At 59.2% G+C, this 23,022-nt stretch carries 15 protein-coding genes, 2 tRNA genes, 3 rRNA genes and 1 pseudogene; 20 read left to right on the top strand and 1 reads right to left on the bottom strand.

All coding sequences use genetic code 11. The annotated features are described in order from the left end of the window. Window positions 1–105: 105 nt before the first annotated feature. From mrcB to AAHK21_RS17405, 16 genes and pseudogenes are all read left to right on the top strand, one after another. Window positions 106–2,427 (top strand): penicillin-binding protein 1B, encoded by a 2,322-nt coding sequence (gene mrcB / locus AAHK21_RS17330; RefSeq protein ID WP_367857875.1) that lies wholly within the window; start codon window positions 106–108, stop codon window positions 2,425–2,427. Window positions 2,428–2,453: 26 nt separating this feature from the next. Continuing rightward, window positions 2,454–3,233: a M48 family metallopeptidase gene (locus AAHK21_RS17335; protein WP_046854095.1), complete on the top strand. Its 780-nt coding sequence runs from the start codon at window positions 2,454–2,456 to the stop codon at window positions 3,231–3,233. Then, entirely contained in the window at window positions 3,230–3,562 is a 333-nt protein-coding gene (locus tag AAHK21_RS17340; RefSeq protein ID WP_367857876.1) for a YqcC family protein, read from the top strand. The genes AAHK21_RS17335 and AAHK21_RS17340 overlap by 4 nt, the downstream gene beginning before the upstream one ends. Before the next feature lie 407 nt (window positions 3,563–3,969). After that, the gene (locus tag AAHK21_RS17345) at window positions 3,970–5,694 is read left to right on the top strand and encodes an acetolactate synthase 3 large subunit (protein WP_046857681.1); all 1,725 of its coding nucleotides are present in this window, start codon (window positions 3,970–3,972) and stop codon (window positions 5,692–5,694) included. 1 nt (window position 5,695) lies between these two features. After that, window positions 5,696–6,187 (top strand): acetolactate synthase small subunit, encoded by a 492-nt coding sequence (gene ilvN, locus AAHK21_RS17350; RefSeq protein ID WP_003250040.1) that lies wholly within the window; start codon window positions 5,696–5,698, stop codon window positions 6,185–6,187. A 54-nt stretch (window positions 6,188–6,241) separates the two neighbouring features. Continuing rightward, a complete protein-coding gene (gene ilvC / locus AAHK21_RS17355; protein WP_038706849.1) occupies window positions 6,242–7,258 on the top strand; it encodes a ketol-acid reductoisomerase in 1,017 nt (338 codons plus the stop codon). 150 nt (window positions 7,259–7,408) lie between these two features. After that, a complete protein-coding gene (pssA, locus tag AAHK21_RS17360; protein WP_028691215.1) occupies window positions 7,409–8,260 on the top strand; it encodes a CDP-diacylglycerol--serine O-phosphatidyltransferase in 852 nt (283 codons plus the stop codon). A 77-nt stretch (window positions 8,261–8,337) separates the two neighbouring features. Next, window positions 8,338–9,351 carry a protein-methionine-sulfoxide reductase catalytic subunit MsrP gene (gene msrP, locus AAHK21_RS17365; RefSeq protein WP_094012266.1) on the top strand — a complete coding sequence of 338 codons (1,014 nt, stop codon included), beginning with the start codon at window positions 8,338–8,340 and terminating at the stop codon, window positions 9,349–9,351. After that, window positions 9,351–9,959, top strand: coding sequence for a protein-methionine-sulfoxide reductase heme-binding subunit MsrQ (msrQ, locus tag AAHK21_RS17370; protein ID WP_139673655.1), 609 nt, complete (start codon window positions 9,351–9,353; stop codon window positions 9,957–9,959). The genes msrP and msrQ overlap by 1 nt, the downstream gene beginning before the upstream one ends. A gap of 490 nt (window positions 9,960–10,449) precedes the next feature. Then, window positions 10,450–11,986: ribosomal RNA gene (locus AAHK21_RS17375) — 16S ribosomal RNA — on the top strand. An 86-nt stretch (window positions 11,987–12,072) separates the two neighbouring features. Then, a tRNA-Ile gene (locus tag AAHK21_RS17380) sits at window positions 12,073–12,149 on the top strand. Between the two features lie 38 nt (window positions 12,150–12,187). Continuing rightward, window positions 12,188–12,263 (top strand) — tRNA-Ala (locus AAHK21_RS17385). Window positions 12,264–12,510: 247 nt separating this feature from the next. Continuing rightward, window positions 12,511–15,404, top strand: a 23S ribosomal RNA gene (locus tag AAHK21_RS17390). A gap of 137 nt (window positions 15,405–15,541) precedes the next feature. After that, a 5S ribosomal RNA gene (rrf, locus tag AAHK21_RS17395) occupies window positions 15,542–15,657 on the top strand. The 16S, 23S and 5S rRNA genes sit together here with 2 tRNA genes alongside, the layout of an rRNA operon. Window positions 15,658–15,893: 236 nt before the next feature. After that, window positions 15,894–16,643, top strand: a complete 750-nt coding sequence (locus tag AAHK21_RS17400) for a class I SAM-dependent methyltransferase (protein WP_367857877.1) — start codon at window positions 15,894–15,896, stop codon at window positions 16,641–16,643. A 240-nt stretch (window positions 16,644–16,883) separates the two neighbouring features. Next, window positions 16,884–17,009 (top strand): annotated as a pseudogene (locus tag AAHK21_RS17405) (AraC family transcriptional regulator); the annotation flags it as partial. Window positions 17,010–17,177: 168 nt separating this feature from the next. Here the strand turns inward: AAHK21_RS17405 and AAHK21_RS17410 are convergent. Continuing rightward, a complete protein-coding gene (locus AAHK21_RS17410; protein WP_367857878.1) occupies window positions 17,178–18,050 on the bottom strand; it encodes a helix-turn-helix transcriptional regulator in 873 nt (290 codons plus the stop codon). A 120-nt stretch (window positions 18,051–18,170) separates the two neighbouring features. On the opposite strand from AAHK21_RS17410, the gene AAHK21_RS17415 reads away from it, so the two are divergent. The 4 genes from AAHK21_RS17415 (at window position 18,171) to AAHK21_RS17430 (ending at window position 22,993) form a co-directional block, all read left to right on the top strand. Then, window positions 18,171–18,434 (top strand): hypothetical protein, encoded by a 264-nt coding sequence (locus AAHK21_RS17415; protein ID WP_367857879.1) that lies wholly within the window; start codon window positions 18,171–18,173, stop codon window positions 18,432–18,434. A gap of 271 nt (window positions 18,435–18,705) precedes the next feature. Then, entirely contained in the window at window positions 18,706–19,581 is an 876-nt protein-coding gene (locus tag AAHK21_RS17420; RefSeq protein WP_367857880.1) for a hypothetical protein, read from the top strand. A gap of 48 nt (window positions 19,582–19,629) precedes the next feature. Continuing rightward, window positions 19,630–21,261 (top strand): dynamin family protein, encoded by a 1,632-nt coding sequence (locus tag AAHK21_RS17425; RefSeq protein WP_367857881.1) that lies wholly within the window; start codon window positions 19,630–19,632, stop codon window positions 21,259–21,261. Next, on the top strand, window positions 21,248–22,993 hold the full coding sequence (locus tag AAHK21_RS17430; protein ID WP_367857882.1) for a LeoA/HP0731 family dynamin-like GTPase: 1,746 nt from the start codon (window positions 21,248–21,250) through the stop codon (window positions 22,991–22,993). The genes AAHK21_RS17425 and AAHK21_RS17430 overlap by 14 nt, the downstream gene beginning before the upstream one ends. The last annotated feature ends 29 nt before the right edge of the window (window positions 22,994–23,022 follow it).

Consider the following 23,022-nt stretch of genomic DNA (forward strand, 5'->3'; position numbering starts at 1 on the left):
AGGGGTCAGGGAATTCGAATCGAACATTATGGTCAATGGTGCCGTCCCTGCAAACCGCCAAGGGGCGTCTGCCCCCCTTTTCCAAAGTGCGTATAATCCGCCGCCATGACTCGTACCCGAAATTCCCGCACCCCTAAAAAACGCCCGACCGGCCGCGCCCGTGCCTGGCTGGGCTGGGCGCTCAAGCTCAGCCTGGTCGGCCTGGTACTGATCGCCGGCTTCGCGGTCTACCTCGACGCCACTGTCCAGGAGAAGTTCTCCGGCAAGCGCTGGACCATCCCGGCCAAGGTGTATGCCCGGCCGCTGGAGCTGTTCGTCGGCCAGAAACTGAGCCGCAACGACTTCCTCACCGAGCTCGATGCCCTCGGCTACCGTCGGGAAAGCGCGGCCAACGGCCCGGGCGCGGCGTCGGTCAACGGCAATACCGTCGACCTCAATACCCGTGGTTTCCAGTTCTACGAGGGCATGGAGCCGGCGCAGTTCGTGCGCGTGCGCTTCTCCGGCGATTATGTCGCGGGCCTCAGCGGCGCCAATGGCGGCAAGCTCGACGTGGTGCGCCTTGAGCCGCTGATGATCGGCGGCATCTACCCGAAGAACCTCGAAGACCGCATCCTGATCAAGATCGACCAGGTGCCGCCGTATCTGGTGGAAACCCTGATCGCCACCGAGGACCGCGACTTCTACAGCCACTTCGGCGTGTCGCCCAAGTCCATCGCCCGTGCGGTGTGGGTCAACACTTCGTCCGGCGCCATGCGCCAGGGCGGCAGTACCCTGACCCAGCAGTTGGTGAAGAACTTCTTCCTCACCAACGAGCGCAGTCTCAGCCGCAAGCTGACCGAAGCGATGATGTCGCTGCTCCTGGAAGTGCACTACGACAAGCACGAGATCCTCGAGGCCTACCTGAACGAAGTGTTCATCGGACAGGACGGGCAGCGCGCCGTGCACGGCTTCGGTCTGGCCAGCCAGTTCTTCTTCAGCCAGCCGCTGCAGGAACTCAAGCTGCACCAGATCGCCCTGCTGGTGGGCATGGTCAAGGGCCCGTCCTACTACAACCCGCGCCGCCACCCCGAGCGCGCCCTGCAACGGCGCAACCTGGTGCTCGACCTGCTCGCCGAGCAAGGCGTGGCCACTCAGGACGTGGTCGACGCGGCCAAGAAGATGCCCCTGGGCGTGACCAAGCGCGGCAGCCTGGCCGACAGCTCGTTCCCGGCCTTCCTCGACCTGGTCAAGCGTCAGCTGCGCCAGGACTACCGCGACGAAGACTTGACCGAAGAAGGCCTGCGCATCTTTACCAGTTTCGACCCGATCCTGCAGATGAAGGCCGAAACCGCCATGAGCGAGACCTTCAAACGCCTGGCCGGGCGCAAGGGCGCCGATGAAGTCGAGTCGGCGATGGTCGTCACCAACCCGGAAACCGGTGAGGTGCAGGCGCTGATCGGCAGCCGCCAGTCGGGCTTCGCCGGGTTCAACCGCGCCATCGATGCGGTGCGGCCGATCGGTTCGCTGGTCAAGCCGGCGGTCTACCTGACCGCGCTGGAACAGCCGAGCAAGTTCACCCTCACCAGCTGGGTGCATGACGAGCCGTTCTCGGTCAAGGGCGCCGATGGCCAGGTATGGCGGCCGCAGAACTACGACCGCCGCCCCCATGGCACCATCTATCTGTACCAGGGCCTGGCCAACTCCTACAACCTGTCCACCGCCAAGCTGGGCCTTGAAGTGGGCGTGCCCAACGTGATCAAGACCATCGCCCGGCTCGGCGTGCAGGTCGACTGGCAGGCGTTCCCGTCGATGCTGCTGGGCGCCGGCGGCATGTCGCCGATGCAGGTGGCGACCATGTACCAGACCATCGCCAACGGCGGCTTCAATACGCCGATGCGCGGTATCCGCAGCGTGCTCACCGCCGAAGGCGAGCCGCTCAAGCGCTACCCGTTCCAGATCCAGCAGACCTTCGATCCGGGCTCTATCTACCTGGTGCAGAACGCCATGCAGCGGGTGATGCGCGAAGGTACCGGGCGCTCGGTGTACAGCACGCTGCCGAGCTCGCTGACCCTGGCCGGCAAGACCGGCACCAGCAACGATTCGCGCGACAGCTGGTTCTCCGGTTTCAGCCAGGACCTGCTGGCGGTGGTCTGGCTGGGCCGCGACGACAACGGCAAGACGCCGTTCACCGGTGCCACCGGCGCGTTGCAGGTGTGGACCAGCTTCATGAAGAAGGCCGACCCGCTGCCGCTGGACATGCCGCAGCCGGACAACGTGGTGCAGGCCTGGATCGACCCATACAGCGGCCAGGGTTCCGACGGCAGCTGTCCGGGAGCGGTGCAGATGCCGTATATTCGTGGCAGTGAACCGCCCGCAGGCGCCGCCTGTGGCGGCGAGCAGAACCCGGCCGAAGAGGTGATGGACTGGGTCAAGGGCTGGATGAATTGAGCGCGAGCTTCTGAAGAGGGTGTGAAGTGAACAAGTGGTGGATTCCTGCCGTGGCGGCAGTGACCGTTCTGCACGGCTGTGCCAGCGTCCCGCGTGGCAACATTCCGGTGGTCGATTCGAGCACCCGGGTCTCCAACAGCGAGCGCGTCTCGGCCAACCGCACGTCGGCCTATCCGACCAGCGGCGGCAGCAGCCAGGCCCAGTCATTGCCGGAAGACTCCGGCGTCACCGTGATGATCCCGCAGGGGACAGGCGGCGCGCCGATCCAGTCGTTCCCGGCAGGCACCGGGCCTGCGCCGATCAGCACCGGCCCGATCACCCCGGGCCCGGTCAGCAGCGGGCCGATCACGACCAACCCCAACCCGATTGCCGACGAACCGTTCGACATTGCCTCGATGAGCAACCCGGCGCCGGTGACCAGTGCCCCGACCGGTATCCCGCGTGGCAATGCCTCCAGTGGCGGCCTGTCGGCTGACGAGCAGCTCGACGGCCCGGTGCTGGCCTTGCTCACCACTGCCCAGCAGCAGCAGGGCAGCGGCGACTTCAACGGCGCCGCGTCGAGCCTGGAGCGTGCCCAGCGCATTGCCCCGCGTGAGCCGCAGGTGCTGTTCCGCCTGGCCCAGGTGCGCCTGTCCCAGGGCGATGCGGCGCAGTCCGAGCAACTGGCGCGCCGTGCCCTGACCTACGCCAACGGTCGCCCAGATCTGCAGGCCCAGCTGTGGAACACCATCGCCCAGGCCCGCGAAAAGCAGGGTGACAGCGCAGGTGCCGCCCTGGCGCGGCAGAAGGCGCGGGTCAACCTGTGATGGAACAGCGCATTCTCGATATCGCCGACCAACTGCTGCTGATCGAGCAGGAACTCAAGGTCCAGGGCTGGTGGAGCGACGCCACCCCCAGTGCCGAGGCGCTGGCCAGCGTGGAGCCGTTCGCGGTGGACCGCATGAGCTTCGAACAGTGGCTGCAGTGGATCTTCCTGCCGCGCATGAAGCTGATTCTCGAGCACGGGCACCCGTTGCCCAACGCCTCGGGCATCCTGGTGATGGCCGAGACGGTGTTCGTCGACCGCCCGGAACAAAGCCGCGAGCTACGGCGTTTGCTCGCAACTTTCGACCAATTGATCGCGCCTTCCGCCTGATTTCTACCGTTTTTCCTTCAAGGGCCGCGGATTGTGGCCCTTTTTTATGGAAATCTTATTTTTCCTGCTGCTGCTCGCGCCATTAGTGGTGGTGAGAATTCATCTTGATGAAAAATTGGCAATAATTTCTCTTGACTTGTGAGCGCCGAATCACAAGAATCCAGATTCCGCTGTAGAGGGACTGCCAGAAGCAGACCCGCTAAGCAGATCATGAGGCGCACACCCGCGCCGACTTGTAACACCCCGCAACGCGTTACCTCGCGCTGGGTGGGAAGGCCCGCAACACACCAGGGTATTCCCAATACTTGCTCAGTCAGTGCTGACGTTCGCTCATGCTCTGCTTGGCAGTAAACCTAATAAGACCCGCTCAGTGAGGGCGGTATTCTGGCGTTTTAGAGGTGAACAACGTGGAGCTCTTATCCGGCGCTGAAATGGTCGTCCGCTTCTTGCGCGACGAAGGCGTTAAGCACATCTACGGGTACCCTGGCGGTGCTCTCCTTCATGTTTACGATGCCTTGTTCAAGGAACCGGAAGTCCAGCACATCCTGGTTCGTCACGAGCAGGCTGCCACCCATATGGCGGACGGTTACGCCCGTGCCACCGGCAAGGCCGGCGTGGTACTGGTGACTTCCGGCCCAGGCGCGACCAATGCCATCACCGGCATTGCCACCGCCTACATGGATTCCATCCCGATGGTCATCCTGTCTGGCCAGGTGCCCAGCACCATGGTCGGCACCGATGCGTTCCAGGAAACCGACATGATCGGTATCTCCCGGCCGATCGTGAAGCACAGCTTCATGGTCAAGCACGCCTCGGAAATCCCCGAAGTCCTGAAAAAAGCCTTCTATCTGGCGCAGTCCGGCCGTCCCGGCCCGGTCGTGGTCGACATTCCAAAAGATATGACCAACCCGGCCGAGAAGTTCGAGTACATCTACCCGAAAAAGGTCAAGCTGCGTTCCTATAGCCCGGCCCTGCGCGGCCATTCCGGGCAGATCCGCAAGGCAGCCGAAATGCTCCTCGCGGCCAAGCGCCCGGTGGTCTACTCCGGCGGCGGCGTGATTCTCGGCGGTGGCTCCGAAGCCCTGACCGAAATCGCCAAGTCGTTGAACCTGCCGGTCACCAACACCCTCATGGGCCTTGGTGGCTTCCCCGGCACCGACCGCCAGTTCCTCGGCATGCTCGGCATGCACGGCAGCTACACCGCCAACCTGGCCATGCACAACGCCGACGTGATCTTCGCTGTCGGCGTGCGTTTCGACGACCGCGTGGTCAACGGCCCGGCCAAGTTCTGCCCGAACGCCAAGATCATCCACATCGACATCGACCCGGCGTCGATCTCGAAGATGATCAAGGCCGACGTGCCGATCGTCGGTCCGGTCGAGAGCGTGTTGAGCGAAATGCTCGGCATCCTCAAGGAAATCGGCGAGCAGCCCGACAAGGCGGCGCTCGATGCCTGGTGGAAGCAGATCGACGAATGGCGTGGCGACGGTGAGCTGTTCCCCTACGACAAGGGCGACGGCAACATCATCAAGCCGCAACAGGTCATCGAGACCCTGTGCGAAGTGACCAAGGGCGATGCCTTCGTCACCTCCGACGTGGGCCAGCACCAGATGTTCGCGGCGCAGTACTACCGCTTCAACAAACCCAACCGCTGGATCAACTCCGGTGGCCTGGGCACCATGGGCTTCGGTTTCCCGGCGGCCATGGGCATCAAGCTCAACTTCCCCGACCAGGACGTGGCCTGCGTTACCGGTGAAGGCAGCATCCAGATGAACATCCAGGAGCTGTCCACCTGCATGCAGTACGGCCTGCCGGTGAAGATCGTCAACCTGAACAACGGTGTGCTGGGCATGGTTCGCCAATGGCAGGACATGTCCTACAACGGTCGCCACTCGCACTCCTATGTCGAGTCGCTGCCGGACTTCGTCAAGCTGGCCGAGGCCTATGGCCATGTGGGCATTCGCATCACCAGCCTGAAAGACCTCAAGCCGAAACTGGAAGAGGCTTTCGCGATGAAGGACCGCCTGGTGTTCATCGACATCGCGGTCGACCGGACCGAGCACGTCTATCCGATGCAGATCAAGGACGGCTCGATGCGTGACATGTGGCTGAGCAAGACGGAGCGTACCTGACATGCGGCACATCATCTCCCTGCTGCTGGAAAACGAACCCGGTGCCTTGTCTCGCGTGGTCGGCCTGTTCTCCCAGCGCAACTACAACATTGAAAGCCTGACCGTGGCGCCGACCGAAGACCCGACCCTGTCGCGTCTGACGCTGACCACCGTTGGCCATGACGAAGTGATCGAACAGATCACCAAGAACCTCAACAAGCTGGTCGAAGTGGTCAAGCTTGTCGACCTCTCGGAAAGCGCCCATATCGAGCGCGAACTGATGCTGGTCAAGGTCAAGGCCACCGGTGCCCAGCGCGCCGAGATCAAGCGCACCACGGATATCTTCCGTGGCCAGATCGTCGACGTGACCGCCAGCGTGTACACCGTGCAGCTGAGCGGCACCAGCGACAAACTGGACAGCTTCATCCAGGCCATCGGCACCGCATCGATTCTCGAAACCGTGCGCAGTGGCGTCACCGGCATTGCCCGTGGCGACAAAGTGCTCAGCATCTAACTTCAAAAATAGCGATGGCTCCGCAGGGGCCGAGATATAACCAGGGGTATTTTCATGAAAGTTTTCTACGACAAAGACTGCGACCTCTCCATCATCCAGGGCAAGAAAGTCGCCATCATCGGCTACGGTTCCCAGGGTCACGCCCAGGCGTGCAACCTGAAGGACTCCGGTGTGGACGTTACCGTCGGTCTGCGTAAAGGTTCGGCTACCGTTGCCAAGGCAGAAGCCCACGGCCTGAAAGTGGCCGACGTGGCCAGCGCCGTCGCTGCCGCCGACCTGGTCATGATCCTGACCCCGGACGAGTTCCAGGGCCAGCTGTACAAGAACGAGATCGAGCCGAACATCAAGAAGGGCGCCACTCTGGCCTTCTCCCACGGCTTCTCGATCCACTACAACCAGGTCGTACCGCGTGCCGACCTCGACGTGATCATGATCGCGCCGAAGGCCCCGGGCCACACCGTGCGCTCCGAGTTCGTCAAAGGCGGCGGCATCCCTGACCTGATCGCCATCTACCAGGACGCCTCGGGCAACGCCAAGAACGTCGCCCTGTCCTACGCCGCTGGCGTCGGTGGCGGCCGTACCGGCATCATCGAAACCACCTTCAAGGACGAGACCGAAACCGACCTGTTCGGTGAGCAGGCCGTTCTCTGCGGCGGTACCGTCGAACTGGTCAAAGCCGGTTTCGAAACCCTGGTCGAAGCGGGCTACGCCCCGGAAATGGCCTACTTCGAGTGCCTGCACGAGCTGAAGCTGATCGTTGACCTCATGTACGAAGGCGGCATCGCCAACATGAACTACTCGATCTCCAACAACGCCGAGTACGGTGAGTACGTCACCGGCCCTGAAGTCATCAACGAAGAATCCCGCAAGGCCATGCGCAACGCTCTGAAGCGCATCCAGGACGGCGAGTACGCGAAGATGTTCATCAGCGAAGGCGCCACCAACTATCCTTCGATGACCGCCAAGCGCCGCAACAACGCCGCTCACGGCATCGAGATCATCGGCGAGCAGCTGCGTTCGATGATGCCGTGGATCTCGGCCAACAAGATCGTCGACAAGACCAAGAACTGAGTCTTGCGTCGATAATGAAAAACGCGGCTTAGGCCGCGTTTTTTCGTTTGCGCGGTCAGCTTCTGGTATAAAGCGACCAGTGGCTCGCTGTTAGAACCGTTTTCCCGGGCCCATGTCGAACATATTCCACCCTGTTGCAAGGTACTTTTCATGAGCGAACGTCCCGAAGAGCCGAACAAGCCCTCCGACGCCGAAAGCCTGCTACCTGTCGATGAGCACGTTGAAGAAGGCCACGACGCCGAAGGGCGCAAGGTGCGTCACCGCGGTATCTATCTGCTGCCCAACCTGTTCACCACCGCGAACCTGTTCGCCGGCTTCTATTCCATCATCAGCTCGATGAGCGCGCAGAGCGCCCTGAGCGCGGGTGACCCACGCGAGGCGAGCAAGTATTTCGCCTTCGCCGCCATCGCCATCTTCGTCGCCATGGTCCTCGACGGCCTCGACGGCCGCGTGGCGCGCATGACCAACACGCAAAGCGCCTTCGGTGCCGAGTACGACTCGCTGTCGGACATGGTCGCCTTCGGCGTGGCCCCGGCGCTGCTGGCGTTCGGCTGGGCCCTGGGCGACATGGGCAAGGTGGGCTGGATGGTCGCCTTCATCTATGTAGCCGGCGCGGCCCTGCGCCTGGCGCGCTTCAACACCCAGGTCGGCACCGCCGACAAGCGCTACTTCATCGGCCTGGCCAGCCCGGCGGCGGCCGGCGTGGTGGCCGGTACCGTCTGGGCGTTCAGCGACTACGGCATCCAGGGTTCCAAACTGTCGTTCCTGGTGGCGCTGCTGGTGGCGGCCGCCGGCATGCTGATGGTCAGCAACATCAAGTACAACAGCTTCAAGGAGCTCGACCTCAAGGGCCGCGTGCCCTTTGTCGCGATCCTCGCCGTGGTGCTGGTGTTTGCCGTGGTGTTCAGCGATCCGCCGCGCATCCTGCTGCTGATCTTCCTCGCCTATGCTGCATCGGGGCCGATCCAGTTCCTGTTGCGGGCGCGCCGTCGCAAATCCTGACAAGGATTTAATCGCGGAATAACCTGCCGGCTCCATAGTCTTACGTGTACATCAGTTACCCGTACTGTGGAGCCGCCATGCTCATCAAGCTTCCCCGATCCAGCGACTGCAAGTCGTCCGAGATCACCCCCGAAAGTTTCTACCTCTCCCGTCGCAAGCTGCTGGGCGCCAGCCTTGCAGGTGCAGCCCTGGGTGCCTTGCCCCGGTTGGGCGCCGCGGCGGAGGTTTCCCGCTATGCCGATGTCGAGGCGGGCAGCGCGCCAGGCTGGTTCAGCGACAAGCTCGGCGCCACGCGCTGGCAGGCGGTCACCGTCAGCGGCGAGGCAATCACGCCGTTCAAGGACGCGACCCACTACAACAACTTCTATGAGTTCGGGCCCGACAAGGGCGACCCGGCGGCCAATGCCGGCAGCCTGAAGACCGAGCCGTGGAGCCTGGTGGTCGATGGCGAAGTGGCCAAGCCCGGGCGTTATGCGCTGGAAGACTTCGTCAAACCGTACCAGCTCGAGGAGCGCATCTATCGCCTGCGCTGCGTGGAAGCCTGGTCGATGGTGATTCCCTGGCTGGGCTTCCCCTTGGCTGAGGTGCTCAAGCAAGTCGAGCCAACCTCCAAGGCGCGCTATATCCGTTTCGAAACCCTGGAAGACCCCAAGCGCATGCCTGGGCAGCGCTCCGGCTTCGCCCTGATCGACTGGCCCTATGTGGAAGGCCTGCGTCTGGATGAGGCGATGAACCCGCTGGCGATCCTGGCGGTGGGCATGTATGGCCGTGAACTGCCCAACCAGAACGGCGCGCCGCTACGTCTGGTGGTGCCCTGGAAGTACGGCTTCAAGAGCATCAAGTCGATCGTGCGCATCAGCCTGGTGGCGGAGCAGCCTGCGACTACCTGGCAGGGGTTGGCGCCGGACGAGTACGGCTTCTACGCCAACGTCAACCCGACGGTCGACCATCCGCGCTGGACCCAGGCCCGGGAGCGGCGCCTGCCCAGCGGGCTGTTCAGCCCCAATGTGCGCGATACGCTGATGTTCAACGGCTATGCCGATGAAGTGGCGTCGCTGTATACCGGCCTCGACCTGCGGAAGAACTATTGATGCGCTATCCGTGGCTGCGTCTGGCGATCTTCGTGATCGGGTGCCTGTTTCCCGTGTGGTGGTTGTATGAGGCAGCCATGGGTTTGCTCGGCCCGGATCCTGGAAAGATCATGGTGGATCGCCTTGGCCTGGGGGCGCTGGTGTTCCTGTTGATCACCCTGAGCATGACACCGCTGCAGCGGTTGACGGGGTGGTCGGGGTGGATCGTGGTACGGCGCCAGCTGGGGCTGTGGTGCTTTGCTTATATAGTGCTGCACCTGACGGCGTACCTGGTGTTCATCCTGGGGCTGGACTGGGGGCAGTTTGGCGTCGAGCTGCGCAAGCGGCCCTACATCATTGTCGGTGCATTGGGTTTTCTTGGCTTGCTGGCGCTGGCGGTCACGTCCAACCGGTATAGCCAGCGCCGCCTTGGGGCGCGATGGAAGAAGCTGCACAGGCTGGTCTATGTGATTCTCGGGCTTGGGTTGCTGCACTTCCTGTGGATCGTGCGCTCAGACCTGAAGGAGTGGGCGGTGTATGCCGCTATCGGGGTGTTCCTGCTGGTGTTGCGTATACCCCCGGTGTGGCGGCGTGTTCCACGGCTGGTGGGGCGGGGGAGGGCGGCCTGAAATCTTTCTTTAATAAAAGGTTGACGCCCTCTCAGATCCCCTTATAATGCGCCCCACTTCCGACGTAGTCGAAACGCAAAACCTCTTGTTAATCAATAAGTTGAGTGTTTCAGGTAGTATCGGAAGTGCTTCGGTCGTCAGATCGGCAGCGGTGAAAAAAGGCAGTTGACAGCAGGTTGTAACGCTGTATGATTCGCCTCCCGCTACGAGAGATCGCAGCGAGTCAAGTGTTTGAAGTGAAACGAAAAACTTCAAAATAAACGCTTGACACGAAATGAGGAGGGCGTAGAATGCGCGCCTCGGTTGAGACGAAAAGCTCTTAACCAAACGCTCTTTAACAAATTGAATCAAGCAATTCGTGTGGGTGCTTGTGAGTATGGACTGATAGTCGCCAAGATTATCAGCATCACAAGTGGCCATGCGAGAAATCACATAGTCATTTGAGATTGCTGAGCCAAGTTTAGGGTTTCTTAAAAACCCAAGCAGTATTGAACTGAAGAGTTTGATCATGGCTCAGATTGAACGCTGGCGGCAGGCCTAACACATGCAAGTCGAGCGGATGACGGGAGCTTGCTCCTTGATTCAGCGGCGGACGGGTGAGTAATGCCTAGGAATCTGCCTGGTAGTGGGGGACAACGTTTCGAAAGGAACGCTAATACCGCATACGTCCTACGGGAGAAAGCAGGGGACCTTCGGGCCTTGCGCTATCAGATGAGCCTAGGTCGGATTAGCTAGTAGGTGAGGTAATGGCTCACCTAGGCGACGATCCGTAACTGGTCTGAGAGGATGATCAGTCACACTGGAACTGAGACACGGTCCAGACTCCTACGGGAGGCAGCAGTGGGGAATATTGGACAATGGGCGAAAGCCTGATCCAGCCATGCCGCGTGTGTGAAGAAGGTCTTCGGATTGTAAAGCACTTTAAGTTGGGAGGAAGGGCAGTAAGTTAATACCTTGCTGTTTTGACGTTACCGACAGAATAAGCACCGGCTAACTCTGTGCCAGCAGCCGCGGTAATACAGAGGGTGCAAGCGTTAATCGGAATTACTGGGCGTAAAGCGCGCGTAGGTGGTTCGTTAAGTTGGATGTGAAAGCCCCGGGCTCAACCTGGGAACTGCATCCAAAACTGGCGAGCTAGAGTATGGTAGAGGGTGGTGGAATTTCCTGTGTAGCGGTGAAATGCGTAGATATAGGAAGGAACACCAGTGGCGAAGGCGACCACCTGGACTGATACTGACACTGAGGTGCGAAAGCGTGGGGAGCAAACAGGATTAGATACCCTGGTAGTCCACGCCGTAAACGATGTCAACTAGCCGTTGGAATCCTTGAGATTTTAGTGGCGCAGCTAACGCATTAAGTTGACCGCCTGGGGAGTACGGCCGCAAGGTTAAAACTCAAATGAATTGACGGGGGCCCGCACAAGCGGTGGAGCATGTGGTTTAATTCGAAGCAACGCGAAGAACCTTACCAGGCCTTGACATGCAGAGAACTTTCCAGAGATGGATTGGTGCCTTCGGGAACTCTGACACAGGTGCTGCATGGCTGTCGTCAGCTCGTGTCGTGAGATGTTGGGTTAAGTCCCGTAACGAGCGCAACCCTTGTCCTTAGTTACCAGCACGTTATGGTGGGCACTCTAAGGAGACTGCCGGTGACAAACCGGAGGAAGGTGGGGATGACGTCAAGTCATCATGGCCCTTACGGCCTGGGCTACACACGTGCTACAATGGTCGGTACAGAGGGTTGCCAAGCCGCGAGGTGGAGCTAATCTCACAAAACCGATCGTAGTCCGGATCGCAGTCTGCAACTCGACTGCGTGAAGTCGGAATCGCTAGTAATCGCAAATCAGAATGTTGCGGTGAATACGTTCCCGGGCCTTGTACACACCGCCCGTCACACCATGGGAGTGGGTTGCACCAGAAGTAGCTAGTCTAACCTTCGGGAGGACGGTTACCACGGTGTGATTCATGACTGGGGTGAAGTCGTAACAAGGTAGCCGTAGGGGAACCTGCGGCTGGATCACCTCCTTAATCGAAGACATCAGCCTGCTGATGAGCTCCCACACGAATTGCTTGATTCATTGTGTAAAGACGATGCTGTAACGCGACCCTGTTATAGGTCTGTAGCTCAGTTGGTTAGAGCGCACCCCTGATAAGGGTGAGGTCGGCAGTTCAAATCTGCCCAGACCTACCAATTACTTGGTGCGGCCATGATGTAGGCTAGAGATACACGGGGCCATAGCTCAGCTGGGAGAGCGCCTGCCTTGCACGCAGGAGGTCAGCGGTTCGATCCCGCTTGGCTCCACCACTCTTTCAGGTTTCGCAGCACTGCTCAGAACTTAGAAATGAACATTCGGTGATGAATGTTGATTTCTGACTTTTGTCAGATCGTTCTTTAAAAATTCGGATATGTGATAGAAATAGACTGAATGCCAGTTTCACTGCTGGTTATTCAGGCTAAGGTAAAATTTGTGAGTTCTGCTCAGTAATGAGCGAAATGCGAATTTTCGGCGAATGTCGTCTTCACAGTATAACCAGATTGCTTGGGGTTATATGGTCAAGTGAAGAAGCGCATACGGTGGATGCCTTGGCAGTCAGAGGCGATGAAAGACGTGGTAGCCTGCGATAAGCTTTGGGGAGTCGGCAAACAGACTGTGATCCAGAGATCTCTGAATGGGGGAACCCAGCCAGCACAAGCTGGTTATCTTGTACTGAATACATAGGTGCAAGAGGCGAACCAGGGGAACTGAAACATCTAAGTACCCTGAGGAAAAGAAATCAACCGAGATTCCCTTAGTAGTGGCGAGCGAACGGGGACCAGCCCTTAAGCTGGTTTGAGATTAGTGGAACGCTCTGGAAAGTGCGGCCATAGTGGGTGATAGCCCCGTACACGAAAATCTCTTGCCAGTGAAATCGAGTAGGACGGAGCACGAGAAACTTTGTCTGAACATGGGGGGACCATCCTCCAAGGCTAAATACTACTGACTGACCGATAGTGAACCAGTACCGTGAGGGAAAGGCGAAAAGAACCCCGGAGAGGGGAGTGAAATAGAACCTGAAACCGTATGCGTACAAGCAGTGGGAGCCTACTTTGTTAGGTGACTGCGTACCTTTTGTATAATGGGTCAGCGACTTATATTCAGTGGCGAGCTTAACCGAATAGGGGAGGCGTAGCGAAAGCGAGTCTTAATAGGGCGCTTTAGTCGCTGGGTATAGACCCGAAACCGGGCGATCTATCCATGGGCAGGTTGAAGGTTAGGTAACACTGACTGGAGGACCGAACCGACTACCGTTGAAAAGTTAGCGGATGACCTGTGGATCGGAGTGAAAGGCTAATCAAGCTCGGAGATAGCTGGTTCTCCTCGAAAGCTATTTAGGTAGCGCCTCATGTATCACTGTAGGGGGTAGAGCACTGTTTCGGCTAGGGGGTCATCCCGACTTACCAAACCGATGCAAACTCCGAATACCTACAAGTGCCGAGCATGGGAGACACACGGCGGGTGCTAACGTCCGTCGTGAAAAGGGAAACAACCCAGACCGTCAGCTAAGGTCCCAAAGTCATGGTTAAGTGGGAAACGATGTGGGAAGGCTTAGACAGCTAGGAGGTTGGCTTAGAAGCAGCCACCCTTTAAAGAAAGCGTAATAGCTCACTAGTCGAGTCGGCCTGCGCGGAAGATGTAACGGGGCTCAAACCATGCACCGAAGCTACGGGTATCATCTTATGATGATGCGGTAGAGGAGCGTTCTGTAAGCCTGTGAAGGTGAGTTGAGAAGCTTGCTGGAGGTATCAGAAGTGCGAATGCTGACATGAGTAACGACAATGCGAGTGAAAAACTCGCACGCCGAAAGACCAAGGTTTCCTGCGCAACGTTAATCGACGCAGGGTTAGTCGGTCCCTAAGGCGAGGCTGAAAAGCGTAGTCGATGGAAAACAGGTTAATATTCCTGTACTTCCAGTTATTGCGATGGAGGGACGGAGAAGGCTAGGCCAGCTTGGCGTTGGTTGTCCAAGTTTAAGGTGGTAGGCTGAGATCTTAGGCAAATCCGGGATCTTAAGGCCGAGAGCTGATGACGAGTGCTCACTAGAGCGCGAAGTGGTTGATGCCATGCTTCCAAGAAAAGCTCCTAAGCTTCAGATAACTGGGAACCGTACCCCAAACCGACACAGGTGGTTAGGTAGAGAATACCAAGGCGCTTGAGAGAACTCGGGTGAAGGAACTAGGCAAAATGGCACCGTAACTTCGGGAGAAGGTGCGCCGGTGAGGGTGAAGCACTTGCTGCGTAAGCCCACGCCGGTCGAAGATACCAGGCCGCTGCGACTGTTTATTAAAAACACAGCACTCTGCAAACACGAAAGTGGACGTATAGGGTGTGACGCCTGCCCGGTGCCGGAAGGTTAATTGATGGGGTTAGCGCAAGCGAAGCTCTTGATCGAAGCCCCGGTAAACGGCGGCCGTAACTATAACGGTCCTAAGGTAGCGAAATTCCTTGTCGGGTAAGTTCCGACCTGCACGAATGGCGTAACGATGGCGGCGCTGTCTCCACCCGAGACTCAGTGAAATTGAAATCGCTGTGAAGATGCAGTGTATCCGCGGCTAGACGGAAAGACCCCGTGAACCTTTACTATAGCTTTGCACTGGACTTTGAGCTTGCTTGTGTAGGATAGGTGGGAGGCTTTGAAGTGGGGACGCCAGTTCTCATGGAGCCATCCTTGAAATACCACCCTGGCAACCTTGAGGTTCTAACTCAGGTCCGTTATCCGGATCGAGGACAGTGTATGGTGGGTAGTTTGACTGGGGCGGTCTCCTCCCAAAGAGTAACGGAGGAGTACGAAGGTGCGCTCAGACCGGTCGGAAATCGGTCGTAGAGTATAAAGGCAAAAGCGCGCTTGACTGCGAGACACACACGTCGAGCAGGTACGAAAGTAGGTCTTAGTGATCCGGTGGTTCTGTATGGAAGGGCCATCGCTCAACGGATAAAAGGTACTCCGGGGATAACAGGCTGATACCGCCCAAGAGTTCATATCGACGGCGGTGTTTGGCACCTCGATGTCGGCTCATCACATCCTGGGGCTGAAGCCGGTCCCAAGGGTATGGCTGTTCGCCATTTAAAGTGGTACGCGAGCTGGGTTTAGAACGTCGTGAGACAGTTCGGTCCCTATCTGCCGTGGACGTTTGAGATTTGAGAGGGGCTGCTCCTAGTACGAGAGGACCGGAGTGGACGAACCTCTGGTGTTCCGGTTGTCACGCCAGTGGCATTGCCGGGTAGCTATGTTCGGAAGAGATAACCGCTGAAAGCATCTAAGCGGGAAACTTGCCTCAAGATGAGATCTCACTGGAGCCTTGAGCTCCCTGAAGGGCCGTCGAAGACTACGACGTTGATAGGTTGGGTGTGTAAGCGCTGTGAGGCGTTGAGCTAACCAATACTAATTGCCCGTGAGGCTTGACCATATAACACCCAAGCAATTTGCGCTGAGGCCAAATTGCGGTGGTGAAGACGAAACGAACCGAAAGTTCGCGACGAACCACAAATATCGCATATCCGAATTGGCTGGCATGTCTGCAAGGACGTACTGGCAACCGAATTTCTTGACGACCATAGAGCATTGGAACCACCTGATCCCATCCCGAACTCAGCAGTGAAACGATGCATCGCCGATGGTAGTGTGGGGTTTCCCCATGTGAGAGTAGGTCATCGTCAAGATTCATTTCGCAAAACCCCTATCTGCGCGAGCAGGTAGGGGTTTTGTCTTTGTGCCCGGGAAATCGGCCAGGCCATATCGACAGCAAGCCAGTTCTCACAGCTACTGCGCGGTCGGTGTGGGAGCCGGCTTGCCGGCGATGCGCCGCGTAAGCGGCGCCCTGAGGCCTACAGCCGCGCAAGCCCGCACCCACACGATTTATACTGCCCCCCATGCAAACGTTACCCTGGACGATCAAATGAATTCCTTTGACGATCTGCTAGCTGAAGCCAGTGCGGCAGATGTAACCGGCTGGGGCTTCGACTGGCTGGCAGGGCGCGCCTCCGAGCAGCGCCCACCTTGGGGCTACGCCCAGCTCCTTGCACAGCGTCTGGACGGCGTACGCGCCGCGCTGGATCTCGATACCGGCGGCGGGGAGGTGCTAGGCGAGGCCCCACGCTTCCCGCCCCTCATGTGCGCAACTGAAGCCTGGCCACCCAACGCCCGCAAGGCGCAAGAGCGCCTGGGGCCACGCGGCGTTGAAGTCATCGAGGTAGCCCCCGGTGCAGCGCTCCCATTTGCCGACGCCTCGTTCGAGCTGGTCACCTCACGCCACCCGGTGAATCCCGACTGGCACGAGATCCATCGCGTCCTCCGGCCTGGTGGCCACTACTTCGCCCAGCACGTAGGCCCTGCCTCGGCTTTCGAGCTGATCGAGCATTTCCTGGGGCCGTTGCCACGTGAACGGCAAATGCGCGATCCGCGGGATGAGGTGGCAGCAGCACAGGCAGCCGGGCTGACGGTGACAGACCTGCGGACAGCCCGCTGCCGCATGCTGTTCCACGATGTGGGCGCAATCGTATGGATTCTTCGCAAATGTGTATGGTGGGTGCCGGACTTCTCTGTGCACAAGTACCGCGCTGAGTTGCTGGCCCTGGATAACCAGATGCGGCAGGGGGAGCCTTTTGTCGCGCATTCAACCCGTCATCTCATTGAAGCGAGGCGTTAAGCGGACGCAGGCCGAGGCAGCCGCTATCGTTCGATAGCGGCCATCAACCCTCACATCCCGTTGGCGAACTCCGGATCCTCCATTTCGACGCGCTCATTCATCCCCCTGAGCGCCCTGGCATATTCGCCCAGTACCTGAAGCGCCCAGTCGGCTCGGCGTCGAATGCGTAGGTCTTGCGTGCTGACGCTTTCCGGGCGATTCATCACGTCCTGCGGATAGCGGAGTCAGAGAGTGCCTGGAGTTCGCGCCAAGCTGGAGCAGTACCTGGAGATGCAGGGTGACAGTCGAACGCAGATCGCTGCACAGCTCGGCTACAGTGACCTGGCGGGCTATGCCCATGCCCGCAAGCGCTGGCGATCACTCTAGGAAATAGCCCAGCCTTGCTCCGCTTCTACAGTGACCGCGTCGGCTAGTGCTCCATGGAAACTGGGGGAGCATCCAGTCGATAAACACCTGGGGCTCGCTCACCGCTTCTTGTGCTCCCCATAGTAATGACTCGCGGAGCTCGCGCGAATCAGCAAGCATCACCACCGATCAGTCATACAGCCACGGCTTCAATTCATTCAGGTTGCCAATGACAACCTGCTGCGCCTCTGGCTTTGGATCGAGGTTCTTTGCGTCTATCTGGTAACGCTGCAGCACATACTTGACCAACGCCTGGCGAGTCGGGATCTCGAGCCGGCCGTCGAGCATGCCGTAGTCACCCTCGATGATGGCCCGCTGCGCCACATCCAGGCGCGGGTCGGGCTGCAGGATCACCACAACCTCGGTGTTCCATGCACCGTCTCCCTCGATGCCATTGCCGTTGCCGTCCAGAAGCTCCGGTTCGCCGCGCATGCGGCTGAGCACGAAATCGCGGTAGGCCGCGTTTTTCTCGCAGTAGGCCCGCACGTGCCAGCGCATCCCGGTGTGCACCAGGGTGTGCGGCTCGATCAGGCGTATCTCGGGCTCGGGATTGGCCAGCGACACGTACTCCACCTCAAGGCGCAGCCCTTCACGGCACGCCCGCAGCAGCGGCCTGAGAATCTCCGGGCGGATGCTGCGATCCGGTACCTGCAGCATCAGGGTATGCGCATAGGCGAGCTTCAACCCCTCGATATGCGGCGCCCGCTCGTTGTTCTGCGCCAACAGATCGAGATAGGCGGTGGCGCTCAGGTCGATGAAGCGCGGCGTGAAATGGCGGGTTGGCACATAGCCCTTGATCCGCTTGTCATATGTCAAGTTTCTTGACGCATGCTCACTGATATAGGTGTTGATGTCTTTCGATGCCTGCTGACGGCTGATGCCAAAGCTCTGCATCAGGTGGCCCGTGGTCAGGCGGCCCTCCCACCAGGCCACGGTTTCGATCAGTCGATAGCGAAGTGCCAGGTCCCAGCGAACCTGAGCGATGGATTGCTTGCGTTTCATAGCCCCTCCATGTGTGCCGATACTTTACCTGTATAGGTCAACACTATAGATCTGTCGTCTAACTATACATATCGTCTGTCTTGCATTGGTCTCACGTGGCCATGATCAGGGAGAGGCAAGATGAGTGTGTATGACTGGTTAACCACAGGAGCTCTGGGGTTGATTGGGGTGATCCTGTTGGTACTGCTGGTGCAGTACATGCGCCTGCGGGAGATCTGGATTGGGCTGAGTCGGTGTCGTGAAATGCTGCGCTGGGCAAAGATCTTCGAAAGCGAGAATCGCGAACTCAAGCGCAGCCTGCGGGCGCAGCAGCGGCTTACCGCGAACCTCAAGGCGCAGATGGACAGGCTGAACATCAGCCCGAATCTCGAGGAGAAACACTGATGCCGATTCGCCCGATGCCCTGCACGTTGAAATGCCAGGCTTGTGGCTGGTGCAAAACCGTGGCCCCTGGCAGCGACGCCTTGTTGCCGGGCGAGTGGTACGCCTGCTGCCCGCGCTGTGGCGGGACCTTGCGCTGCAAGGTCTGGGGCGGGCCGATAGCGCGAACGCTGGCGAAATGGTGGGTGTCGATACGACCCAAGTGAGCTTGACAGGGATAGTGGCAAAATGCGACTTAACAGATCGAATTGGATCCAGCCGATTAGGGAACGATATGAGTAAGGCTCAAGATTTCTCCAAGCTGTACGCTCGCGTAGCCAGCGACATCGCCACTGCGCTGGACGATGTCTCCAAGTTGGATGTGAGCAACGACAAGGGCAATGCTCACCTGGCTAGCGTCAAAGGCAAACTTGGTGAAATGAAGTCGCGCTTCGACGGGGAGATCGCCTACCTGGAAAAGCACGCCGAATGGGAAAACTTCACCATTGCCTTCTTCGGTGAAACCAACGCGGGCAAGAGCACCATCATCGAAAGCCTGCGCATTCTTTTCGAAGAGCAGAAACGCCAGGCACTGATCCAGCGCAATCAGGCGACGGTCAGCGACATCCAGGCGGTGTTCTCGAGCAAGAGTGATGAGCTGATCGAAGAGCTCAGCACCCGGTATGTCAGTTTCTGCGAAGACATTGCCGCGCTCGGCGACGACATCGGTGCGTTGGTCAATCAGACCCAGCGTGATCTGCAGAGCACCCGTCAGCGGCTCGAGGATAGCCAGCAGGACTACAACTACTGCAAAGAGCGGCTGAGCCTGGCCATTAACGACCTCGACGCCACCCGGCATACCTTGCAGGGCACCGAGGGGCGTCTGTCACAAGCTCAACAGAACCTCGCACAGACCCAGGGTGAACTGCAGCAAGTCGGTGTGCAACTGCAAGGCGTGCGCGACGACTTCCAGCGCAGCCAGCAGCAACTAGCCGAGCAGGGCAAACAGTTGCAGGCCACCCAGATGCAATTGAGCGAGTGCCAGCGTCAGGCCGAGGTCGCCCGTGTCTCGCTGGAGCAGCGGGCAAAAATCAAGCTGCTGCTTGGATTGGCAGCCGGCGCGCTGGTGGGGGTCATTGCCGGCGCGCTGGGTTATGCGCAGTTGTTGTAAGCCAGGGGCGTTTGCTCTCACTTCCATACACCGAATGCGGACACACCCATGCGCGAACAACATTCGTTGAGCGAGTTGGTCAGCGACCGGCTGCCCACCCTGCTGAAGCAACAGAAGCAACTCGAACAGATGCAACGCTGCGCCAGTCAGGTCGACGGCGAGATCGTCGGCACCGGTCAGGCCGATTTCACCCAGGACAATGTGATCTACCAGTTCAGCCATCAGGGCAAGCGATTCCAACTGATCGACGTGCCGGGCATCGAAGGTAACGAGTCCAAGTATGAGGCCATGGTGCAGGCCGCCATCGCCAAGGCTCACCTGGTGTTCTATGTGAACGGCACCAACAAGAAGCCCGAAGAAAAGACCGCCCAGAAGATCAAGCATTACCTCAACCGCGATGCGAAGGTGTATGCCATCTGCAACCTGCGCGGCAAGGCCGACTCCTATGAGTTCGACCACGACCGCGAGTCGCTGGAGCGGACGCACAAGGATGCGTTGGCGACCCGCGAACAGACCCGAGAAGTGCTTGAAGGCATTCTTGGCGCCGAACTGGTCAGCGGCTGCCAGAGCCTGCAGGGCTTGCTCGGGTTTACCTCGGTGGCCTTCGACGAGCGCGGCTTGACCAGTATTCACCCCAGCCGTGCCGACCTGCTCAAGTCACAGCGCGCCTACAAGCAGGACTTCATCAGCCAGCAGGCAATGCGCAGCTTCAGCCAGCTGGACAAGCTGCACAAGGTCATCGGCGATGGCTGCGCCAACTTCGAGGTGGACATCGTCGAAAGCAACAAGCGCAAGGTCGTGCGTTTGTTGCAGGACACCGTGAGTGATCTGCGCAAGCAACGCGACGAGCATAAAGTCTTTGCCGAGAAGATCGGGGCTGAGATCAACGAGTGCCAGGGAGTCATTCGTAAGGATTTCAAGGATCTCAAGAACAGTTTCAGCTCCAAGCGCAGTAGCGCAGTGGAACGCTTTTTCAATGATCTGAGTGCGGCGGCGCGCAACGCTGTCGAAGTAAATTTCAAAGACAAGGATGACGTTGAGCGCGCGATTCAACGGCATGCCGCGGATGGGCAGAAGCGCCTGGCACAGGCGCTTGAGCAAATTCAAGAGCAGGCCCTCGAGGAGCTGTCTCAGGCCATAGAGCGGGCGCTCAAGCGCTTGCAGGAAAACGCGGAGCGAGTGAGCTTCGAGCGTCGGCTAAGCGAGGTGGCTGGTAGTTCATTCTCACTTTCCAGTGCAATGGACACTATCAGCTTCAATTTCTCTGATGTGGGCAGCTTCCTGTTCAACATCGGTACTTATGCCTTGAGCGGATTTGGTATCGGTACTGTGTTCCCCGGGATCGGCAATATTCTTGGGGCGATAGTAGGGGGAGCAGTGGGTGTCATCGTCGGCTTCATTAAATATTTCACGGTAGGCCGCGACAAGAAAATCGCCGAAGCACAGGAACAAGTTGCCAAGGCGATCAAAGCCGAGCGTGAAAAGGTGACCAAGACCTTCAACCATGACACTGAAGAAATGCTCGCAAAGATCAAGGAACAGATCGAAGGCTCCGTGCTCAGCCAACTGTCGAGCGAGCGCGACAAGATGGACGAAGTCACCGCCTTGTTCGACGAAAAGATCGCCTCTATCCAGGCGCTGAAAAACCAAGTGGAAGCCAAACCCCATGGAACAATTTAAGCAGTTCAACGCCAGCAAGGCCGAGGTCATCAAGTCGCTCGACAACCTCCAGGCACTGGTGGGGGCGCTTGAGACGCTGGGTCTGGATGTGTCCCAGGACATCGAGAAGATCCGCAAGGCCATCGGTGACGTGCAGTCGGACGCCTTGCGCATAGCACTGCTGGGCGCGTTTTCTGACGGCAAGACCAGCGTCGTGGCCGGCTGGCTCGGCCAGGTCATGAAGGACATGAAGATCGACACCAACGAGTCCTCGGACGCGTTGGCGATCTATCGCCCGGACAACCTGCAGGACCGCTGCGAGATCGTCGACACCCCCGGCTTGTTTGGCGACAAGGAGAAGACCACCGAAAGTGGCGCCCTGGTGCAGTACGGTGATATCACCAAGAACTACATCTCCGAAGCCCATCTGATCTTCTACGTGGTCGACGCCACCAACCCGCTCAAGGAAAGCCACCAGGACATCGTGCGCTGGGTGCTGCGCGACCTCAACAAGTTGAGCTCGACTATCTTCGTCATCAACAAGATGGACGAAGTAGCCGACCTGCGCGACGCCGAAGAGTTCGAGCAGCAAAGCACGATCAAGAAGCACAACCTGCTGGACAAGCTGCAGCGCTTTGTCGATCTCAGCGCGGCTGAGCGCGAGGCGATCAACGTGGTGTGCGTGGCTTCCAATCCCAACAGCCGGGGCCTGGATTTCTGGCTGGCGCAGAAGGATCTGTACGACCAGCGCTCGCGGATCGGTGAACTCAAGCAGGTCACCCAGCATGTGCTCGATCGCAGCGGCCGCGAGACCCTGATCCGCAAGACCGGCATCGACGTAGTGCGCGACGTGCTGGGCAAGAAGATCGCCATGGCGCAGGACGAACTGATCCGCTTCAAGCTGCTGGCCGACAACCAGCGCCGCGATTCGGCGCGCATCCAGGAAGACATCGCCGAGGGCAAGCGCAAGGTACTGGCGACGGTCGGCAACCTCTACGAGGAACTGAACAACCTCGAGACCGACCTGCTCAACAGCATCCGCACCCTGCCGCGCGACCAGGTGCGGCCCTTCCTCGAAGCGCAGATCGGCTTCACCAACGACGATATTGGCGAAAAACTGCGTTTTCGCATCGACCACCTGTTCAGCACCGCGTTCAACCAGTCCTCGAGCATCATGAGCGGCATCAGTGCCAAGATCGAACATCAACTCGACAGCTCTTCGGACTTTGCCGACAGCATCACTGCCTCAGCACTGTCGGCCTCAAGCCGGGCGCTGAGCGCGGTGTCGAAGATCCCCGTCGAGAGCATCAAGAACGGTGTGTTCCTGGCCCGCGAGACCCTCAAGAACCTCACAGGCTATGTCTACAAGTTCAAGCCCTGGGAGGCGACCAAGCTGGCCGCCAACATCAGCCGCTGGGCCGGGCCGATTGGTGCCGGCATCCAGGTGCTGACCGACGTCATCAGCGTCGCCCAGCAGCAGCGGGCGGAGAATGAGCTCAAGCAGTTGCAGGGCGACCTGGCCGAGGTGGTCAAGAGCCACTTTGCCGAGCCGATGAGGTTGCTCAAGGACCCGGAAAAGGTGATGGAGATCTTCGCGCCGCAGATCAAGGCGTTCGAGACCATCCTGGCCGAGCAGGAGGCGAACCTCGAGAACCTGCGCAAGCGCCAGGAACAACTGGCGGAGCTGGAGACGCACCTGAACCAGGCGTTCGACGCGCAGGGCGTGATCGAGGGCGAGTATCGGGTGGTATAACGGTACAGGCCTGGCCGGCCTCAGGGCTG

The sequence above is a fragment of the Pseudomonas sp. TE50-2 genome (assembly GCF_040813665.1).
GTDB classification, from domain to species: Bacteria; Pseudomonadota; Gammaproteobacteria; order Pseudomonadales; family Pseudomonadaceae; genus Aquipseudomonas; species Aquipseudomonas soli.

What these genes read in the sequence shown, in the direction of transcription:
- AAHK21_RS17425 (WP_367857881.1), top strand. Translation starts at nt 19,630, where the DNA reads ATGCGCGAACAACATTCGTTGAGCGAGTTGGTCAGCGACCGGCTGCCC.
- AAHK21_RS17415 (WP_367857879.1), top strand. Translation starts at nt 18,171, where the DNA reads ATGAGTGTGTATGACTGGTTAACCACAGGAGCTCTGGGGTTGATTGGG.
- AAHK21_RS17430 (WP_367857882.1), top strand. Translation starts at nt 21,248, where the DNA reads ATGGAACAATTTAAGCAGTTCAACGCCAGCAAGGCCGAGGTCATCAAG.
- msrP (WP_094012266.1), top strand. Translation starts at nt 8,338, where the DNA reads ATGCTCATCAAGCTTCCCCGATCCAGCGACTGCAAGTCGTCCGAGATC.
- ilvC (WP_038706849.1), top strand. Translation starts at nt 6,242, where the DNA reads ATGAAAGTTTTCTACGACAAAGACTGCGACCTCTCCATCATCCAGGGC.
- msrQ (WP_139673655.1), top strand. Translation starts at nt 9,351, where the DNA reads ATGCGCTATCCGTGGCTGCGTCTGGCGATCTTCGTGATCGGGTGCCTG.
- AAHK21_RS17420 (WP_367857880.1), top strand. Translation starts at nt 18,706, where the DNA reads ATGAGTAAGGCTCAAGATTTCTCCAAGCTGTACGCTCGCGTAGCCAGC.
- ilvN (WP_003250040.1), top strand. Translation starts at nt 5,696, where the DNA reads ATGCGGCACATCATCTCCCTGCTGCTGGAAAACGAACCCGGTGCCTTG.
- AAHK21_RS17410 (WP_367857878.1), bottom strand. Translation starts at nt 18,050, where the DNA reads ATGAAACGCAAGCAATCCATCGCTCAGGTTCGCTGGGACCTGGCACTT.
- pssA (WP_028691215.1), top strand. Translation starts at nt 7,409, where the DNA reads ATGAGCGAACGTCCCGAAGAGCCGAACAAGCCCTCCGACGCCGAAAGC.
- mrcB (WP_367857875.1), top strand. Translation starts at nt 106, where the DNA reads ATGACTCGTACCCGAAATTCCCGCACCCCTAAAAAACGCCCGACCGGC.
- AAHK21_RS17400 (WP_367857877.1), top strand. Translation starts at nt 15,894, where the DNA reads ATGAATTCCTTTGACGATCTGCTAGCTGAAGCCAGTGCGGCAGATGTA.